The organism is Bdellovibrio sp. HCB-162, from assembly GCF_047344985.1.
GTDB lineage: Bacteria > Bdellovibrionota > Bdellovibrionia > Bdellovibrionales > Bdellovibrionaceae > Bdellovibrio.
This window is the reverse complement of sequence record NZ_CP178861.1, coordinates 2,151,716-2,165,398: the sequence shown is the minus strand read 5'-3', so window position 1 is coordinate 2,165,398 and position 13,683 is coordinate 2,151,716. Positions and strand designations below refer to the sequence as shown.

Sequence of the window (13,683 nt, the reverse complement as noted above, 5' to 3'; positions counted from 1 at the left end):
CTATGAATCCACTATGGAAGCCGCGTGAATTACTGACAGAAGCCGAAGCTCCCTCGAAAGTCGAGGGGCAATGGCCTTCTCTGATCGGAAAAATTCTGGCGGCTCGTGGGTTCGCTGAATCCGCCGAAGTTGAAAAACTTCTTTTTCCTAAGCTCGCTGATATGAAAGATCCCCTTAGTTTGAAGGGGATGTCTCATGCTCTTGAGCGTCTAGGTAAAGCCTATCTTAACGGTGAAAAAATCTGCATCTATGCTGACTTCGACCTTGATGGAACCTCAGGTCTAGCTCTCTTAAAAACGGGAATGCTGGCTTTAGGTTTTCCAGAAGTTTTGCATTACCAACCAAAACGTCTTTCTGAAGGGTACGGTTTTCACGCGGCCGCCGTTGAAGAGCTTCACAAACAGGGTGTGTCTTTAATTATCACTGTCGATGTCGGCATCACAGCTCATGCGGCCGTGAATCGTGCTCGTGAGTTGGGTGTGGATGTGATCTTAACGGATCACCATTTGCCCGCTGAAACAATTCCCGATGCTTTCGTTGTGGTGAATCCCAATCAAGGGGATTGTCCTTCAGGTTTGGGTTTCTTGTGTGGAGCGGGTGTCGCCTTCTATCTTTTGCGTGGATTAAAACGATACTTCCAAGATCATCCACAACTCCCTAAAAACAATTGGGATTTGAAAGAAGTGCTCGATTATTTTGTGATCGGCACTTTAACGGATATGGTTCCCTTGGTGGAAGACAATCGTGTTTTAGTAAAGCATGGTTTAGTGAAGCTTGCTGAAACCAAAAGAGCCGGACTTCGAGCATTACTTGAAGAGTTGGATTTGATTGATCGTCCGTTAACTTCTCAAGACGTGGCTATTCGGTTTGCTCCGAAACTCAATGCGCTTTCGCGTATGGAGTCAGGTGTTCTACCAATTGATATTTTCCTTTTAGAAGATGCTGCAAAGGCGCGATCCATGGTGCGCGAAGTGATGAAGAACAACTCAACTCGAGTTCAACTTCAAAACGACGCCGAAGTAGAAGCTCAAGAGTTACTTAAAGAATGGCCTCATAAAGACTTTGTTTTTGTCGCTTCTAAAAACTTCCATCGCGGTGTTGTGGGTTTGATCGCAACAAAGCTGACACAAGTTTATAATAAGCCTGCATTCGTCGGATCGCTTGGCGATGACGGAATGATCGTGGGAAGTGCACGTCTTCCTCAAGGTCAAGAAGCATGTCTGGTCGAGGCGATGTCTTCGGCGCAAGAGTTGCTCAGCCGTTTTGGCGGTCACTCGGCGGCGGCGGGGTTTGAAATTGCTGAAACCCGTGTTGCGAACTTTGTAGAAAAACTTTCTGGCCATTTTTCTGATTTGCGTGAAAAGCCGAAGCCTTTAGAAATTTTCTATGATGTTGAGGCGAAGCTTTCCGAAGTCGGAACAAGTCTGATGAAGTGGTATGACTTTGTTGGACCTTTCGGAGCGGGCTTTTCGATTCCTTTGATTCATTTTTCCAATGTCCAAGTTCTTTCAAAAAGAGAACTCAAGGGTGGACATCTTCGTTTAAAGATTGCTGATGCCGATGGGCAGGCCTCTTCCGAGGCTTTGTTGTTTACACCGACACCTCGTCAGCTAGATACTTTGCAGAACATTCCCGGCTTTTATAATGTCCTTGGGGAACTTCAATGGAACTATTTTGCAGGTCAGAAGACTATTCAGATTTTGATTCGTGACCTAAAGGCTGCAACATGAAATCGACAAAAAAAGTAGTGGTACTTCTATCGGCGGGGTTGGACTCGACGGTGAATGTTTATGAAGCCATCAAACATCATCACGAAGTGGTGTTGGCATTAACGTTTAATTACGGACAAAGAGCCGCGAAAAAAGAGATGGAAGCTTCTGCAAAGATCGCCGCTCATCTTAACATTCCTCACAAGATTGTGGACCTTCCTTGGTTTAAAGATTTCAATAAGTCCTCTTTGTTGGTCGAAGATCAAGAGGTTCCAACTGGAGCACGAGTTGCTATCGACGATCTTGAGAAATCAGAAGAAACGAAGAAGTCAGTTTGGGTTCCTAACCGCAATGGTATTTTCTTAAATATCGCTGCGGCTTTTGCGGAAGCCTTGGGTGCACACGCGGTGATTCCAGGATTTAACGCCGAGGAAGCTGCGACTTTTCCTGATAATTCTAAAGAGTTTATGGATGCTTCTACGAAAGCATTTCGTTACTCCACGTCCAATCATGTGACGGTGGGATGTTACACGGTTCATATGAAAAAACCAGACATCGTTCGCTTAGGGCAGGGGTTGAAAATTCCTTGGGAATTAATTTGGCCTTGTTATTTCTCCGGCGATAAATGGTGCGGGCAGTGTGAGTCTTGCCAGCGTTCAAAACGCGCGTTTGCTTCCGCAGGTGTTGATGTGAAGCATCTTTTTAAGGAGTAAAAATGCAAAGTCATTTTATCGAAAAGAAATTTGCTTACGACGGGACTCAGCTTCGCTCTTTGTTTGCTTATCTTGATCACGGAATCCTAGGGCCTTCCATCGTTTCTTGGCAGGGACCTTGTTCGATTTCCTTTGATCACATGGTTGATGGGGAGGATCTTTTAGCCAAAGCCGTGATCCAGGGTGATGAAATGCTTCATTTCATTATCGAAGTTTTTGACCGTGATTTATTTTCCGGCGTTTTGTTACAGCGGATGTTCGCCTCTATCGCGAAAGATTATTTGCAACATAATTCTTCTTCCGTTTTGGGTGAAAGAAGCCTGCATCGTGATGGGGACGATATTTATCTGGATGATAGAAAGCTCAGTATCAGTATTGCCACTCGTTCGCCGGTTTCGGTGATGGTGCATTTCGCGATGAATGTAACGAACAAGGGAACACCGGTAGAGACACTGAGCTTGGGGGATTTAAAGTTAGATCCTCGTCGTGTGTCCGAGGATCTGATGACTCTTTTTAGAAAAGAATTTATTTCGATAGTCACAGCGACGCAGAAGGTACGCCCTGTTCCTTAGTGGCCCATGTGGCCTGCGTGAGGATCTACAAACTCTTTCGTCTTAAATTCAGGAAGAGGGAGTTTGTAACTCACAGGATTTCCCACCGCGTTCTCGCGAACCGCTTTCACGATAAGTTCTCCTTTATTTGGATACTTTTTCTCTGGCACACAATGGAAGTGATCCCCGCCCATCACTGAGCATGTGAACTTCACTTCGGATTTTTTATATTTCGCCACCATCTCAATTTTAGAATCTTTCACCGTCGAGTTTTGAAAGTTCATATCTATAAGAAAGATATGGGCGCCCTGCTCTTTATCCAGAATTAATTCGGTGTGAAAAGCTCCTGGCATGCGGATATGTCCGCCAGCAGGGCCTGGTTTGTCTTCGCCATGGGCCCAGGAAAGGGCAGGCATTAGTAGTAACGCGGCTAAAATCATTCTCATGTTGTCTCTCCTTCATAAAACTCTACGCCCTCTTATAGGGAAGGAGATAGGGATTTGTGACAAAAGAAAATAAAATATATTTCTGGCTATTATATACCCCAGGGGGGTATATAATAAAACCTATAAAAGAGGTCCTATATGAAGAAGGAAACAGTCCCCCATCCTGATCACAGTGCTCACATCAAACGCCTGAACCGTGTGCGTGGTCAGTTGGATGGTATCGAAAAAATGATCACTGAGCGCCGGTATTGTCCGGATATTATTTTTCAAATCAGGGCGGCGGAAAAGGCTTTGAAGGCGGTGGAGTCTGAAATTATGAAGACACATATTCATGGCTGCGTAAAGACGGCAGTGAAGTCTAAAGATAGCAAAGAAATTTCAACTAAAATTGATGAGATCATGTATCTCGTAAACAAGTAGGTCGTTATGGAAACAACAACAACAACAGAAAATAAAAATCAGACTGCAGAGTTGCAACTTATCGGGATGTCCTGCGTAAACTGCGCAGGCAAAATCGAAAAAACTTTGAATGCGATGCCAGACGTGAAAGCTACGGTGAACTTTGCCACAGAAAAAGCTCACGTGGAATTTACTGAAGGAACGGTGAATATTGAAGCTTTGGTGAAAGCGATTCAAGACGTAGGTTACCAAGCTTTCGAAATTAATTCGGAGGTTGATTCCGAAAAGATCAAAGAAGAGGCGGCAGCGGAGTATCGCAAAGAGTTGTTTCTATTTATTGCTTCAGCGATTTTAACAGCGCCGTTTATTTTAGAAATGTTCGTGATGTTCTTTGGAGACCATCATGAAATCATGCCGCGTTGGTTTCAATTGATTCTTGCGACACCGGTTCAGTTTTGGATCGGGTGGAGATTTTATCGTGGCTCCTATTATGCCTTGAGATCGAAGAGTGCCAATATGGACGTTTTGGTCGCGCTAGGTACTAGCATGGCCTATCTATTAAGTGTTGTGGTGACAGTGATGAATTGGCATCATCAGCACATTTATTTTGAGGCAAGTACGGCGGTGATCACATTGATCCTGTTGGGTAAATTGATGGAAAGCCGCGCGAAGGGCAAAACTTCAGAAGCGGTTGAAAGTCTTTTAAGACTTCAACCTAAAAAAGCCTTCGTCGAAAGAAATGGCCAGGTGGTGGAAGTTCATATTCAGGACCTTGTTGCTGGCGATATCGTCATCGTAAAAAATGCGGAAGCGATCCCTGTTGACGGTTTGGTTGTTGAAGGTGTCTCGACTGTCGATGAGTCTATGCTGACAGGCGAAAGCATGCCTGTGGAAAAACGCACCGACGATAAAGTCTATGCGGCGACTCTCAATCAAGAGGGAACTTTGCGTATCAAAGCCACGGGTGTTGGCAATCGCACTCAGCTTGCACAAATCATTAAAATTGTCACAGCCGCTCAAGGATCAAAAGCGCCAATTCAAAGGCTGGCGGATAAAATATCCGGCGTTTTTGTGCCGATTGTTGTTGGAATCAGCGTTCTGACATTCTTTGGAACTTGGTTTTTCACGGGGGATTTGACAGCGGCCTTTATTTCATCCGTGTCAGTTCTTGTGATCGCTTGCCCTTGTGCCTTGGGTTTGGCAACTCCTACTGCGGTTGTCGTGGGAATTGGCAAAGGGGCGCAGGCCGGTGTTCTTTTTCGTGATGCAAAAGCTTTAGAGCTTGCAGAGAAAATCGATGTTCTTGTTTTAGATAAAACAGGAACAATCACTGAAGGTAAACCTGTTGTAACTGAAGTTGTGACAATGTCGGGACAAGATAAAGCCAAAGTCATTCAGTGGGCGGCAAGTCTTGAGGGCGGGTCATCCCATCCATTGGCTCACGCGATCGTTGAGGAAGCGAAAAAGGCATCGTTGCCTTTGCTTTCTGTGAAGAATTTTAAATCGGTCACGGGGCAAGGTGTTGAAGGTGATATCGATGGAGTTTCCTATAAAATCGGTCGTCCCTCCTGGGTGGCGGCAGCCTACTCGTTAAATCAAGAGTTGATGCAAAAGCTGGAGTCACAAGGTCAGACAGTGATGGTTCTTGCGAACAACGAAAGAATTTTAGGTTATGTCGCTGTCGCGGATAAGATCCGTGAAAGTTCCAAAGCGGCCATCAGCGATATTCAAAAACGTGGCATCAAAGTGATGATGTTAACCGGCGATAACGAAGGAACTGCCAAAGAAATCGCTCGTCAGGCCGGAATCACAGAGTTTAAACACAGTGTGAAGCCTGCAGATAAAGCCAATGTCATTGTGACTTTGAAAAGAAAAAAACAGCGTGTGGCCATGGTCGGGGATGGTATTAATGATGCTCCAGCCTTAGCAATGGCTGATGTGAGTTTCTCGATGTCTTCAGGAACTGATATTGCCATTGAGACAGCGGATGTGACATTGATGAAGAATGATCTTCAATCTGTGGCTCATGCAGTGGAGTTGTCGCATATCACTTTAAAAAAGATTCGCCAAAACTTATTCTTTGCATTTATTTATAACGTTTTAGGTATTCCACTTGCAGCTCTGGGAATGCTGAACCCAGTGATCGCGGGGGCTGCAATGGCGATGAGTTCTGTGTCTGTCGTAAGTAATTCTTTATTGTTAAAACGAAAACAAATTGGCGCGGGGGAATAAAATGAGAAACTGGATTTTAAGTGGAATGTTTTTATTGAGTTCTGGCGCGATAGCCAGCGGTGGACATGGCGATCACGGCGGTGGTCATAGTCCGAAGGTTCCTTTAAGCTGGGAGATTTTAGGCTCTCAAGATTTACAAGCAGGGATGGTGCGGTTTGAGTTTCGTCTTTTAGATGCAAAGACGTCGCAGTCCTTGTCAGATCAAGATTTAGTAGACACTCATGAAAAGAAAATTCATTTGTTGGTTTACGATAAATCTTTAAATGAGTTTCAGCACGTCCATCCGGAGTTTAATGGATCTCGCTGGAGTGTGGATCTTTCGTTTGTAAAAAATGGCGATTACAAAGTTTGGATTCAAGGACAGACTAAAGCCGGAGTTGACTTTAATCTGTCTAATAACTTGAAAGTTTCAGACGGGGAGCCTGCGTGGCCTTTGCCTCCAGGATTAAAAGATATTCGCTCGGGCGGTGACGGAGATTCTGTTGCGACTTTGAATAATCAAAAAATTTCTAATGGCCAGATGGCGATGTTGGATCTTGTGTTGACTCAATCCAATGGTCAACCTTCAGAGGTCACTCCGTATTTGGGAGCCTTTGCTCACGTGGTTGCCGTTCCTGAGGACGGGAGCACATTGATCCACGTTCATCCGATGGAAGGAGCCGTGCCCAACAAGGGCATGCTTCATGTGACTTTTCCGAAATCAGGAGCGTATCGCTTGTGGATTCAATTCATAGATAGAAATGTACTGAGAACAGTGCCGCTTTCTGTAAAGGTCAATTAGCCTTTTTCTTTTGATTTGATATAAGCTTCGCGCAACCAAAGGCGGATGTGTTTAAGATAGTGATCCTTCATCCCGAAAAAGACGAAGTGATTCAAAAAGAACTCTCCGCCGTTTTTATCTTCTTCCGTGAAATTCACGGTTCCTGTGATTTCAGGCGTCTCGGTTTCTTCGGGGCGCCATAAGATAAACTCTCGGAAAGCGCCTGTGCTCATTGCACGGTAATACTTAAGAACCAGGCCCGCTTCAGAAATCTGGGTGATCTCTACCGGATTAGCGACTTTCAAGACGCTATTGTCCTTAATGCTAGAGACAGTGGAGTTTTCGCGATTTAAAAGAGTGGAATGCTGCGAGAGGATTTTTTTAAGAATGTAGCCTTTGTCGAGAGGAATGAAAAAAATTTCTTTGCTCCAAGACGCAATGTTTCTGATCTCGTCCGTCGGGACTTTTTTTCGAGAAAGCAAATACAAATGCGGTGGACCTGACGTGGAGATGGCATGCTTGGTGGCTCGGTCTTGCAGATACTGGCAGATTTGCCCCCAGCGTTTTTCCTTTTCAATCTCAAAAAGATCATAGCTCGCAAAAACCATATCAAACTGCGGTGGAAGTTCCTGACGGTTGACGGTGTCTTTGTCAGAAAGGTCTGAAAGCAGTTGTCCATAGTGAGCGTAATTGTAAATTTCTAGATTGGAGATTTTTTCGCTCAGAAAATTTTTAACTTCCAGGCCTGCGGCGACGTCCTCGTCGATGACCAGAACTCTCATGGTACTGCCTTGAGTGTTCATAAGATTGTGAACTTCGTGAGATTTGTTTTGGAGAATGTTTCGTCGGATCTGGCTTATTTGTTTGTTGTCGGCACCGAAGAAATGAAATTCACAAAGATATTCTTTGTCGGAGGAAGTCGAAGCCGTCGGAGGAATTTCTTTGCAGGAGTGACAGTACGCAAAAATACTTCTTTTGTTTTCTGCCTTAAAGACGTCGCTATAGTACTTCGTTATGGCTCCGATTTTGATCTCATGATTGTTGACTGTCGTAAAACCGATTTCGGAGATGCTATTAAAAGCAACCTCTTTAAGCATTTGAATTGTGGACTGAATTTTCATTGCCGCCACGGTGCCCGTATTCACAGGGTGGTGACCTGTAAGAGCATACTCAAGATGTTGCTTCAGAATTAACTTATCAAAGGGTTTAAAGATCACGTTATTAATGATGCGTTCTTCAGCGAGTGCGATGTCGAAGTCAGGGCTATCGAAAGCGGTCAAAATCAGGGCGGTGGGTTCTTGTTCTGAGCACATTTTCTTACGCACAAAAAAATCGCGGGCTCGTTTGATGAGCCCCATGTTCTTTGCACCGAAAAATTCGTATTTTGCAACGACCAATCTTAATTCGTGGGTGTCAGACGGGGTGATCTCTTCTGAGTCATCATCTTTATATTTTTGCCCGCCCGGGGCCAAGGATTTTGCACCTTCGTGGACTGCGACTTTAAGCCATTCGTGAAATTGTGCAAGAGTGAGAAAAAAGCGAATATGAAGCTTTGGATCTATACTTTTTAAAGTCTCATACAGATCCTTTTGAATACGTTCATCATCTTCCAGGACGTAAATGAACTTCATATGTGTTCATTATATCTTGAAATGAGATAAAAGAGCGAATTTTTTCTAAGCAGACCTAAAAATAAAATAAACGGCGCCAATAAGGCATAGGCCCGCCCAAAGGAAATCCAGCTTCAATGATTGTTTCATATAGAGAACTGAAAACCCGGCAAAGACTACCATGGTGATCACTTCCTGGATGATTTTAAGCTGAGGAAGCGTGAACTGGCCATAGCCCATTCGGTTGGCTGGCACCTGTAAAAGGTATTCAAAAAAGGCGATGCCCCAGCTTATAAGGATTGCCACCCACAGAGCTGACTCACGAAGAGACTTTAAATGCCCGTACCAGGCAAAAGTCATAAAAATATTCGAAAGAAATAGCAGGCCGATAGGTGTAAATGTAGACATTATGTAGACCTCGAATTGTAAGCGTGATTGCAAAGCAGACTTGCAATACGGCGGTATTCACTCAGTAGATCCAAGTGAATGGAGCTGGTGTTGATGGAAGTGTTAATGCCACGGTTGAGACGGCTGATATGATTCTCGCGCAGAGTAATCTCTGTTTTGGCAAGGTCACGTTTTAACTGAATGGCTTCTTCGCAAAGTTCCTTGTTTTGGTAAGCATTGATAGCCATGGCTGCGACTTTAACGACTTGCTCGTGCATTTTACGAATTTCAGTCCAGCCTTCATCGGAGAATTCAAGTTTTAGAGCATTCTTTTTAATCGCCAAGGCGAGGATATTGATGTCAATAGCGTCGGCAGCTCTTTCTAAGTCACTTAAGAACATGATCATATTCATCACATTTTGATGAACGACGGTATTTGATTTATTCGCGTGATCCAATAAAAACATTTTGGTTTCGCGATAAAGGAAGTCGATTTTGTTATCGCGATCTTTAATGGAATCAAAGTCTTTGGGATCGTTTGTTTCAAACAGACGAATAGAATCTTTGATCATTCCTAGAACGATATCCGCTGTACGCATGATTTCGCGATTAGCATAAGAAATCGCCAGGGCGGAGCTTTGATAGTTATTGAGATTCACAAACTCCGTTCCGAACTCTTCAGAAGCAGCTTTCGGGAACATCTTTTCAATCATCTCAGCCCCTTTGTTGATAAATGGGTAGAAAAGCACAGCCGAGAGAACGTTAAAGATCAAATGCGCATTGGCGATAGAGCGTGACAATGTCGTATCGAAGGTCGTTAAGAAATCAATAAAGAGCTGAGTGAACGGATAAAAAATCACGACGCTGATAGTTTTGTAAAAGAAATGCGCCCAAGCCACCTGGCGTCCGACGTAGTTACCGCCTGCCGCCGCAATCAAAGCGACTGAGGTCGTTCCGATATTAGCGCCATAAACCCACAACATCGCATCGTAGAAAGTAATCGCTTTCACCGTTGCTAAACTCATCGCAAGACCAATAGTCACGGCACTGCTTTGAACAAAGGCGCAGAAAATAATAGAGATCAAAAGCGAGTAGCCCGGATTCTCACGAACACTTTGGAAAAGATCGGTGAGCATAGGATTTTCAGCAAAGTGATGTGAAGAGACGGAGATCAGGTTTAAACCCAAAAACAAAAGGCCAAAGCCCATGAAAACTAAAGACAGATTTTTGAAAACAGTCTTCTTGGCTTTAAAGTAAAACGCAAACGCGATAGCGAACACAGGCAAAGCATATTGACCTAAATCCAAAGAGATGAATTGGACTGTCAGTGTTGTACCAATCGCCGTTCCAATGATCACACCCATCACCTGGCGAAGATTGATCACACGCGCAGAGCCCAAGCCCACAAGCATTGATGTCACGGCCCCAGAACTTTGCATCAGAGTTGTCAGAACAACGCCTGTTAAGATCGCAAGAAATTTACTTTGTGAAAGACGATTTAAAAGAGATGTGATTTTTCCGGCCATCAACTTTTCAAGAGAGGATGAAGCCAATCCCATTCCATACAAAAACAGCGCGACTCCGCTGACAAGAATAATGAAATAGGAATTATGGGTGTCGATCATGATGTTTTATCCGTTCTGCCGCCGAAGAAGTGAACTAAACTCCAAAAGAAGAGGATTGTAGCAATACCGCAGGGGATTAGGAAGCCCCAATACTCTGCGTGAAGATAAACGTAGGCCGAAAGAAAGGAGCCCAACATGAAGAAGGTGATGATACCAGCTCTCATCCAGTTGGCGCGAATTTCATTCGTGCGCGGCTGAATTTTATGTGTGCCGGTGAGAATGCGCACAACGCCGATTCCCAAATCAGTGGTGATGCCCGTTAGGTGTGTCGTGCGAATGATCGCTCCGAAAGCGGAGGTCACCGTGCCATTTTGAATTCCACATGCTAAGCACAGGGCCGCCAGCAAGAGATAATCTTTTGCGACAATGGGTGCTCCAAATTCTCCGAAATATCCAAGTTTTCCCGCGATCGTTACGGATAAAGTCAGTGATAAAATTAAAAATAGCACCACGGGATAAAGAGGACGCCGACCCGTCTGAATCCGGCGATCTACTAAGAAGGCCGAGAGCATTGTGCCTCCGATAAAAAATCCCGGCACAGCCATCATTCCCAATGCGGGAGTGATTTTTCCACTCGCAGCCTCTGCGCCGACAAGAGTTCCAAAACCCGTGACGTGAGAGACAAAGCGGTGACAGGAGAGATAACCTCCGGTGTTGATGGCGCCAGCTTGAAAGGCCATGGAAAGCCAGATTGCAACGTTGGATTTACTATAATGTGAAAGTGTCTGCTGATAGGAAAACATACTGACAAATAGAGTAAAACATTCCTTCTAAAAAGACAAAAGACAGCTATATACTTAGGTCTATGCGAAACGAACCTGTCGTGGTTGTTGCGGCCCTCATCAGAAGGTACGCCGACCCAGAAAAAAGAATTTTGATTGTGCGTCGAGGGCCCGGGCAAAGTGGTGCGGGCTTCTGGGAGTTTCCCGGAGGAAAAGTTGAAAAAGGCGAGTCGCCTGAGCAGGCCTTGCTTCGTGAAATAGAAGAGGAGCTTTCAGTCTCTATCCGAGTGGGAGATTTCTTAGGGGAAGGGGATTTTGCTTATCCGACGAAGCTCATCCGTTTGAAAGTCTATTGGGCCGAAACGGATGACGGGACGTTAAAGCTCTTAGAGCATGATGCGTTTAAGTGGTGCTTGCCGGAAGAAATTGTGACTGAGGAATTGTCCGAAGCGGATCGGCCGTTTGTGGCGCAGATTCTTCAGTCTAGTAAGTAAGAGCGTTCCTCTTTGGTGGGGAGACGACAAAACTCGCGTTTGCCAAACCAGGCGTATCTGTTTCTTGCGACCCAATTATAAATCATGTCACGCACTGGACCTGGTATAATCCATGCGATCGAAAGGATCTTGTAAAGGCCGCCTAATTTTGTGAGGATTTTTAAGATCGCAGCGGACCTGTGATAAATCTTGCCTGCCTCAAAGTAGATCACTGTATCAAGTTTAACACGGTCTTCAGAGGGTAAAAGTTCTTCCGCCGTTGTTCCTTGAAGTGGTGCAAACAGCAAAGTGTGATTCTTGTCGCGACTGATAACAGCATCGACAAAACCATTGCAAAGGTGACAGACACCATCAAAAAAGACTACGTTTCTCATCTTCAGGTCCACCTTTTCCATAGCATTTAAAGATTACAGTCTTTATAATAGAGATTCAAGTTGAGGAGTCTTGTTCGCATGGAAGTCTTTCTTTTTCCTCTAGTTAACGTGACTTTGTTCCCACGAACAACAAAGCCTCTCAATATTTTTGAGCCTCGTTATCTTTCCATGATCAAAGAAGCCGTAGAAACTCAGACGCCCATTGCTGTGGGTTTCATCGAAGACCCGTCCAAGGTCTCGTCGGTTCGTCCCGGCGAGAAAGTTCCTTTTGTTCGGGAGGTCGCGGGTTACGGTTACGCACAAATCGTCGAGGAAAGATTGAACGGAACTCTTTTGATCTTTTTGCAAGGGCAAGGCAAGTTACGACTGGGTAAGGTCCTTGATCGTGGAACTCCGTATATTATTTGCGAAGGTCAAATCATTCCTGAAAAAACCATTCTTGAGCCAGAACTTCGCGGCGAGCTTAATTCTTTACATAAAATTTTGACTCGATGGATTCATACGCACATTCCAGATCCTGCGCAAAGAGATCTGTTTATGCGAAATATGATTCAGCCCGAAGAGATTGTCGGAAGTTTCGCTTCGTATCTGGTGCGTGACTACGACCTGCAGCAGATGGTTTTAGAGTACGACGATATCAATGAAAAAGTTCATTTCCTTCATCGTTTGATGGAATCCAACGAGTTGACTACTTAAGTTCAACTCGCTCACTGCGCGCAAAAAAGACCCACTGAAGTAAAATCACCCAAATCGTGTGCGCCAATGCCAAGTGCACAATCTTCATCCACACAGGCGCATGAAGAATCAAAGTCATGATTCCAAAAATAATCGCTGTGACTAGAGCTAAGCTCATTTGGTACGAGCGGCGTTCTAATAAAAGCGATTCCGCAGTTTGTGCCTTCACCCAGAAGAACAAAGCAAGGCTGCCTCCGCCAAGCAAGGCAAAAAGAGGATGAAGTCCACGCAATCGCACTAAGAAGTGAGACTCGGTTGAGAAGTCAGCAAAAAATCCTTCCAGCAGATTTTCCGTCGGGAAAAGTGAATTTGAAAGGGAAGCCCAGGCGCCTGTAATTCCAATGATGACGATGATCCACGGAAGAAGTCTGTAGCGACGGTCCTCTTTGTTTGGAGGGGGAAGGTCTTTGGTGATTGTGGCCCCCGCAAAAGCGAGCGCCGCAGCGCCTGTAAGCATGAAGGAGTTCACTTGATGAAGGGCCATCACAAACGCTCTGTAAGGAGTGTCGTTTGTAGTAACAAGTTTGAAAAGAACAAGCTTTGCCCCAAGAAGAGCTTCTGTGATCATGAAAATCAAAGTCGCTAAAGCAGCTTTTCTTACAAAGTGTCCCTTCGGATAAACTTTGCGAGCCATCCACCAAAAATAAATCACAACAAAACCGTAAATGCCAGACATGAGCCTATGAGCATATTCCACCCATGTCTTGCCTCGTTGCGCTTCGGGAATCAATTGACCATGACAGAGAGGCCACGTGTCTCCGCAGCCGTCGCCCGAGTGAGAAATGCGAACCCAGGCTCCCCACAAAATGACTAGAAGTGTGTAAATAAGAAGGCTAAATGCAAGTTTCTTGTATTGAGGCTTTGTCATAGTGATTAACCAACTATCACAGATTGACTTCTCAGGCTAGAAAAGACTTAAATGAACT

Annotated in this window: 15 protein-coding genes; 8 read left to right on the top strand and 7 right to left on the bottom strand. The window is 44.8% G+C overall.

The features are described 5' to 3' along the window. Positions 1 to 2 precede the first annotated feature (2 nt). Genes recJ through ACLSSO_RS10640 form a run of 3 tightly spaced genes read left to right on the top strand, consistent with a single transcriptional unit; the run spans position 3 to position 2,994 of the window. Complete coding sequence (recJ, locus tag ACLSSO_RS10650) at positions 3 to 1,730, top strand: single-stranded-DNA-specific exonuclease RecJ (protein ID WP_295900455.1); 1,728 nt, start codon at positions 3 to 5, stop codon at positions 1,728 to 1,730. Next, positions 1,727 to 2,422, top strand: a complete 696-nt coding sequence (gene queC / locus ACLSSO_RS10645; RefSeq protein ID WP_413942768.1) for a 7-cyano-7-deazaguanine synthase QueC — start codon at positions 1,727 to 1,729, stop codon at positions 2,420 to 2,422. Before recJ ends, queC begins: the two co-directional genes overlap by 4 nt. Before the next feature lie 2 nt (positions 2,423 to 2,424). Beyond that, complete coding sequence (locus tag ACLSSO_RS10640; protein ID WP_295900459.1) at positions 2,425 to 2,994, top strand: DUF366 family protein; 570 nt, start codon at positions 2,425 to 2,427, stop codon at positions 2,992 to 2,994. On the opposite strand, the gene ACLSSO_RS10635 is transcribed toward ACLSSO_RS10640, so the two are convergent. Beyond that, on the bottom strand, positions 2,991 to 3,419 hold the full coding sequence (locus tag ACLSSO_RS10635; RefSeq protein WP_413942767.1) for a hypothetical protein: 429 nt from the start codon (positions 3,417 to 3,419) through the stop codon (positions 2,991 to 2,993). The two genes, ACLSSO_RS10640 and ACLSSO_RS10635, sit on opposite strands and share 4 nt — an antisense overlap. Before the next feature lie 138 nt (positions 3,420 to 3,557). Between ACLSSO_RS10635 and ACLSSO_RS10630 the strand changes: the two genes are divergently transcribed. Genes ACLSSO_RS10630 through ACLSSO_RS10620 form a run of 3 tightly spaced genes read left to right on the top strand, consistent with a single transcriptional unit; the run spans position 3,558 to position 6,831 of the window. Beyond that, positions 3,558 to 3,839, top strand: coding sequence for a metal-sensitive transcriptional regulator (locus tag ACLSSO_RS10630; protein WP_295900463.1), 282 nt, complete (start codon positions 3,558 to 3,560; stop codon positions 3,837 to 3,839). A 6-nt stretch (positions 3,840 to 3,845) separates the two neighbouring features. After that, positions 3,846 to 6,050 carry a heavy metal translocating P-type ATPase gene (locus ACLSSO_RS10625; RefSeq protein ID WP_413942766.1) on the top strand — a complete coding sequence of 735 codons (2,205 nt, stop codon included), beginning with the start codon at positions 3,846 to 3,848 and terminating at the stop codon, positions 6,048 to 6,050. A gap of 1 nt (position 6,051) precedes the next feature. Continuing rightward, on the top strand, positions 6,052 to 6,831 hold the full coding sequence (locus ACLSSO_RS10620; protein WP_413942765.1) for a hypothetical protein: 780 nt from the start codon (positions 6,052 to 6,054) through the stop codon (positions 6,829 to 6,831). On the opposite strand, the gene ACLSSO_RS10615 is transcribed toward ACLSSO_RS10620, so the two are convergent. From ACLSSO_RS10615 to ACLSSO_RS10600, 4 genes are read right to left on the bottom strand one after another with little or no spacing between them, the layout of a single operon-like run. After that, positions 6,828 to 8,441 carry a hypothetical protein gene (locus ACLSSO_RS10615; protein ID WP_413942764.1) on the bottom strand — a complete coding sequence of 538 codons (1,614 nt, stop codon included), beginning with the start codon at positions 8,439 to 8,441 and terminating at the stop codon, positions 6,828 to 6,830. The two genes, ACLSSO_RS10620 and ACLSSO_RS10615, sit on opposite strands and share 4 nt — an antisense overlap. Positions 8,442 to 8,486: 45 nt before the next feature. Continuing rightward, complete coding sequence (locus tag ACLSSO_RS10610; RefSeq protein ID WP_295900471.1) at positions 8,487 to 8,828, bottom strand: DMT family protein; 342 nt, start codon at positions 8,826 to 8,828, stop codon at positions 8,487 to 8,489. Next, positions 8,828 to 10,432, bottom strand: a complete 1,605-nt coding sequence (locus ACLSSO_RS10605; protein ID WP_295900472.1) for a Na/Pi cotransporter family protein — start codon at positions 10,430 to 10,432, stop codon at positions 8,828 to 8,830. The genes ACLSSO_RS10610 and ACLSSO_RS10605 overlap by 1 nt, the downstream gene beginning before the upstream one ends. After that, positions 10,429 to 11,112, bottom strand: coding sequence for a YoaK family protein (locus ACLSSO_RS10600; protein WP_295900474.1), 684 nt, complete (start codon positions 11,110 to 11,112; stop codon positions 10,429 to 10,431). The genes ACLSSO_RS10605 and ACLSSO_RS10600 overlap by 4 nt, the downstream gene beginning before the upstream one ends. A gap of 125 nt (positions 11,113 to 11,237) precedes the next feature. Here ACLSSO_RS10600 and ACLSSO_RS10595 point away from each other — a divergent pair, with 125 nt between their 5' ends. Next, positions 11,238 to 11,648: a (deoxy)nucleoside triphosphate pyrophosphohydrolase gene (locus ACLSSO_RS10595; protein WP_340591947.1), complete on the top strand. Its 411-nt coding sequence runs from the start codon at positions 11,238 to 11,240 to the stop codon at positions 11,646 to 11,648. Here the strand turns inward: ACLSSO_RS10595 and ACLSSO_RS10590 are convergent. Next, positions 11,633 to 12,022, bottom strand: coding sequence for a thiol-disulfide oxidoreductase DCC family protein (locus tag ACLSSO_RS10590; protein WP_295900478.1), 390 nt, complete (start codon positions 12,020 to 12,022; stop codon positions 11,633 to 11,635). The genes ACLSSO_RS10595 and ACLSSO_RS10590 overlap by 16 nt on opposite strands. A 78-nt stretch (positions 12,023 to 12,100) precedes the next feature. Here ACLSSO_RS10590 and ACLSSO_RS10585 point away from each other — a divergent pair, with 78 nt between their 5' ends. Continuing rightward, complete coding sequence (locus ACLSSO_RS10585; protein ID WP_295900481.1) at positions 12,101 to 12,718, top strand: LON peptidase substrate-binding domain-containing protein; 618 nt, start codon at positions 12,101 to 12,103, stop codon at positions 12,716 to 12,718. Here ACLSSO_RS10585 and ACLSSO_RS10580 read toward each other — a convergent pair. Further along, complete coding sequence (locus ACLSSO_RS10580) at positions 12,711 to 13,625, bottom strand: COX15/CtaA family protein (protein ID WP_295900482.1); 915 nt, start codon at positions 13,623 to 13,625, stop codon at positions 12,711 to 12,713. The genes ACLSSO_RS10585 and ACLSSO_RS10580 overlap by 8 nt on opposite strands. Positions 13,626 to 13,683 lie beyond the last annotated feature (58 nt).

Excerpts from the sequence above, each read along its gene's own strand:
- ACLSSO_RS10580 (WP_295900482.1), bottom strand. The coding sequence starts at position 13,625 with ATGACAAAGCCTCAATACAAGAAACTTGCATTTAGCCTTCTTATTTAC.
- ACLSSO_RS10635 (WP_413942767.1), bottom strand. The coding sequence starts at position 3,419 with ATGAGAATGATTTTAGCCGCGTTACTACTAATGCCTGCCCTTTCCTGG.
- ACLSSO_RS10595 (WP_340591947.1), top strand. The coding sequence starts at position 11,238 with ATGCGAAACGAACCTGTCGTGGTTGTTGCGGCCCTCATCAGAAGGTAC.
- ACLSSO_RS10600 (WP_295900474.1), bottom strand. The coding sequence starts at position 11,112 with ATGGCCTTTCAAGCTGGCGCCATCAACACCGGAGGTTATCTCTCCTGT.
- ACLSSO_RS10625 (WP_413942766.1), top strand. The coding sequence starts at position 3,846 with ATGGAAACAACAACAACAACAGAAAATAAAAATCAGACTGCAGAGTTG.
- ACLSSO_RS10620 (WP_413942765.1), top strand. The coding sequence starts at position 6,052 with ATGAGAAACTGGATTTTAAGTGGAATGTTTTTATTGAGTTCTGGCGCG.
- ACLSSO_RS10630 (WP_295900463.1), top strand. The coding sequence starts at position 3,558 with ATGAAGAAGGAAACAGTCCCCCATCCTGATCACAGTGCTCACATCAAA.
- ACLSSO_RS10605 (WP_295900472.1), bottom strand. The coding sequence starts at position 10,432 with ATGATCGACACCCATAATTCCTATTTCATTATTCTTGTCAGCGGAGTC.
- recJ (WP_295900455.1), top strand. The coding sequence starts at position 3 with ATGAATCCACTATGGAAGCCGCGTGAATTACTGACAGAAGCCGAAGCT.
- ACLSSO_RS10585 (WP_295900481.1), top strand. The coding sequence starts at position 12,101 with ATGGAAGTCTTTCTTTTTCCTCTAGTTAACGTGACTTTGTTCCCACGA.
- ACLSSO_RS10615 (WP_413942764.1), bottom strand. The coding sequence starts at position 8,441 with ATGAAGTTCATTTACGTCCTGGAAGATGATGAACGTATTCAAAAGGAT.
- queC (WP_413942768.1), top strand. The coding sequence starts at position 1,727 with ATGAAATCGACAAAAAAAGTAGTGGTACTTCTATCGGCGGGGTTGGAC.
- ACLSSO_RS10590 (WP_295900478.1), bottom strand. The coding sequence starts at position 12,022 with ATGAGAAACGTAGTCTTTTTTGATGGTGTCTGTCACCTTTGCAATGGT.
- ACLSSO_RS10610 (WP_295900471.1), bottom strand. The coding sequence starts at position 8,828 with ATGTCTACATTTACACCTATCGGCCTGCTATTTCTTTCGAATATTTTT.
- ACLSSO_RS10640 (WP_295900459.1), top strand. The coding sequence starts at position 2,425 with ATGCAAAGTCATTTTATCGAAAAGAAATTTGCTTACGACGGGACTCAG.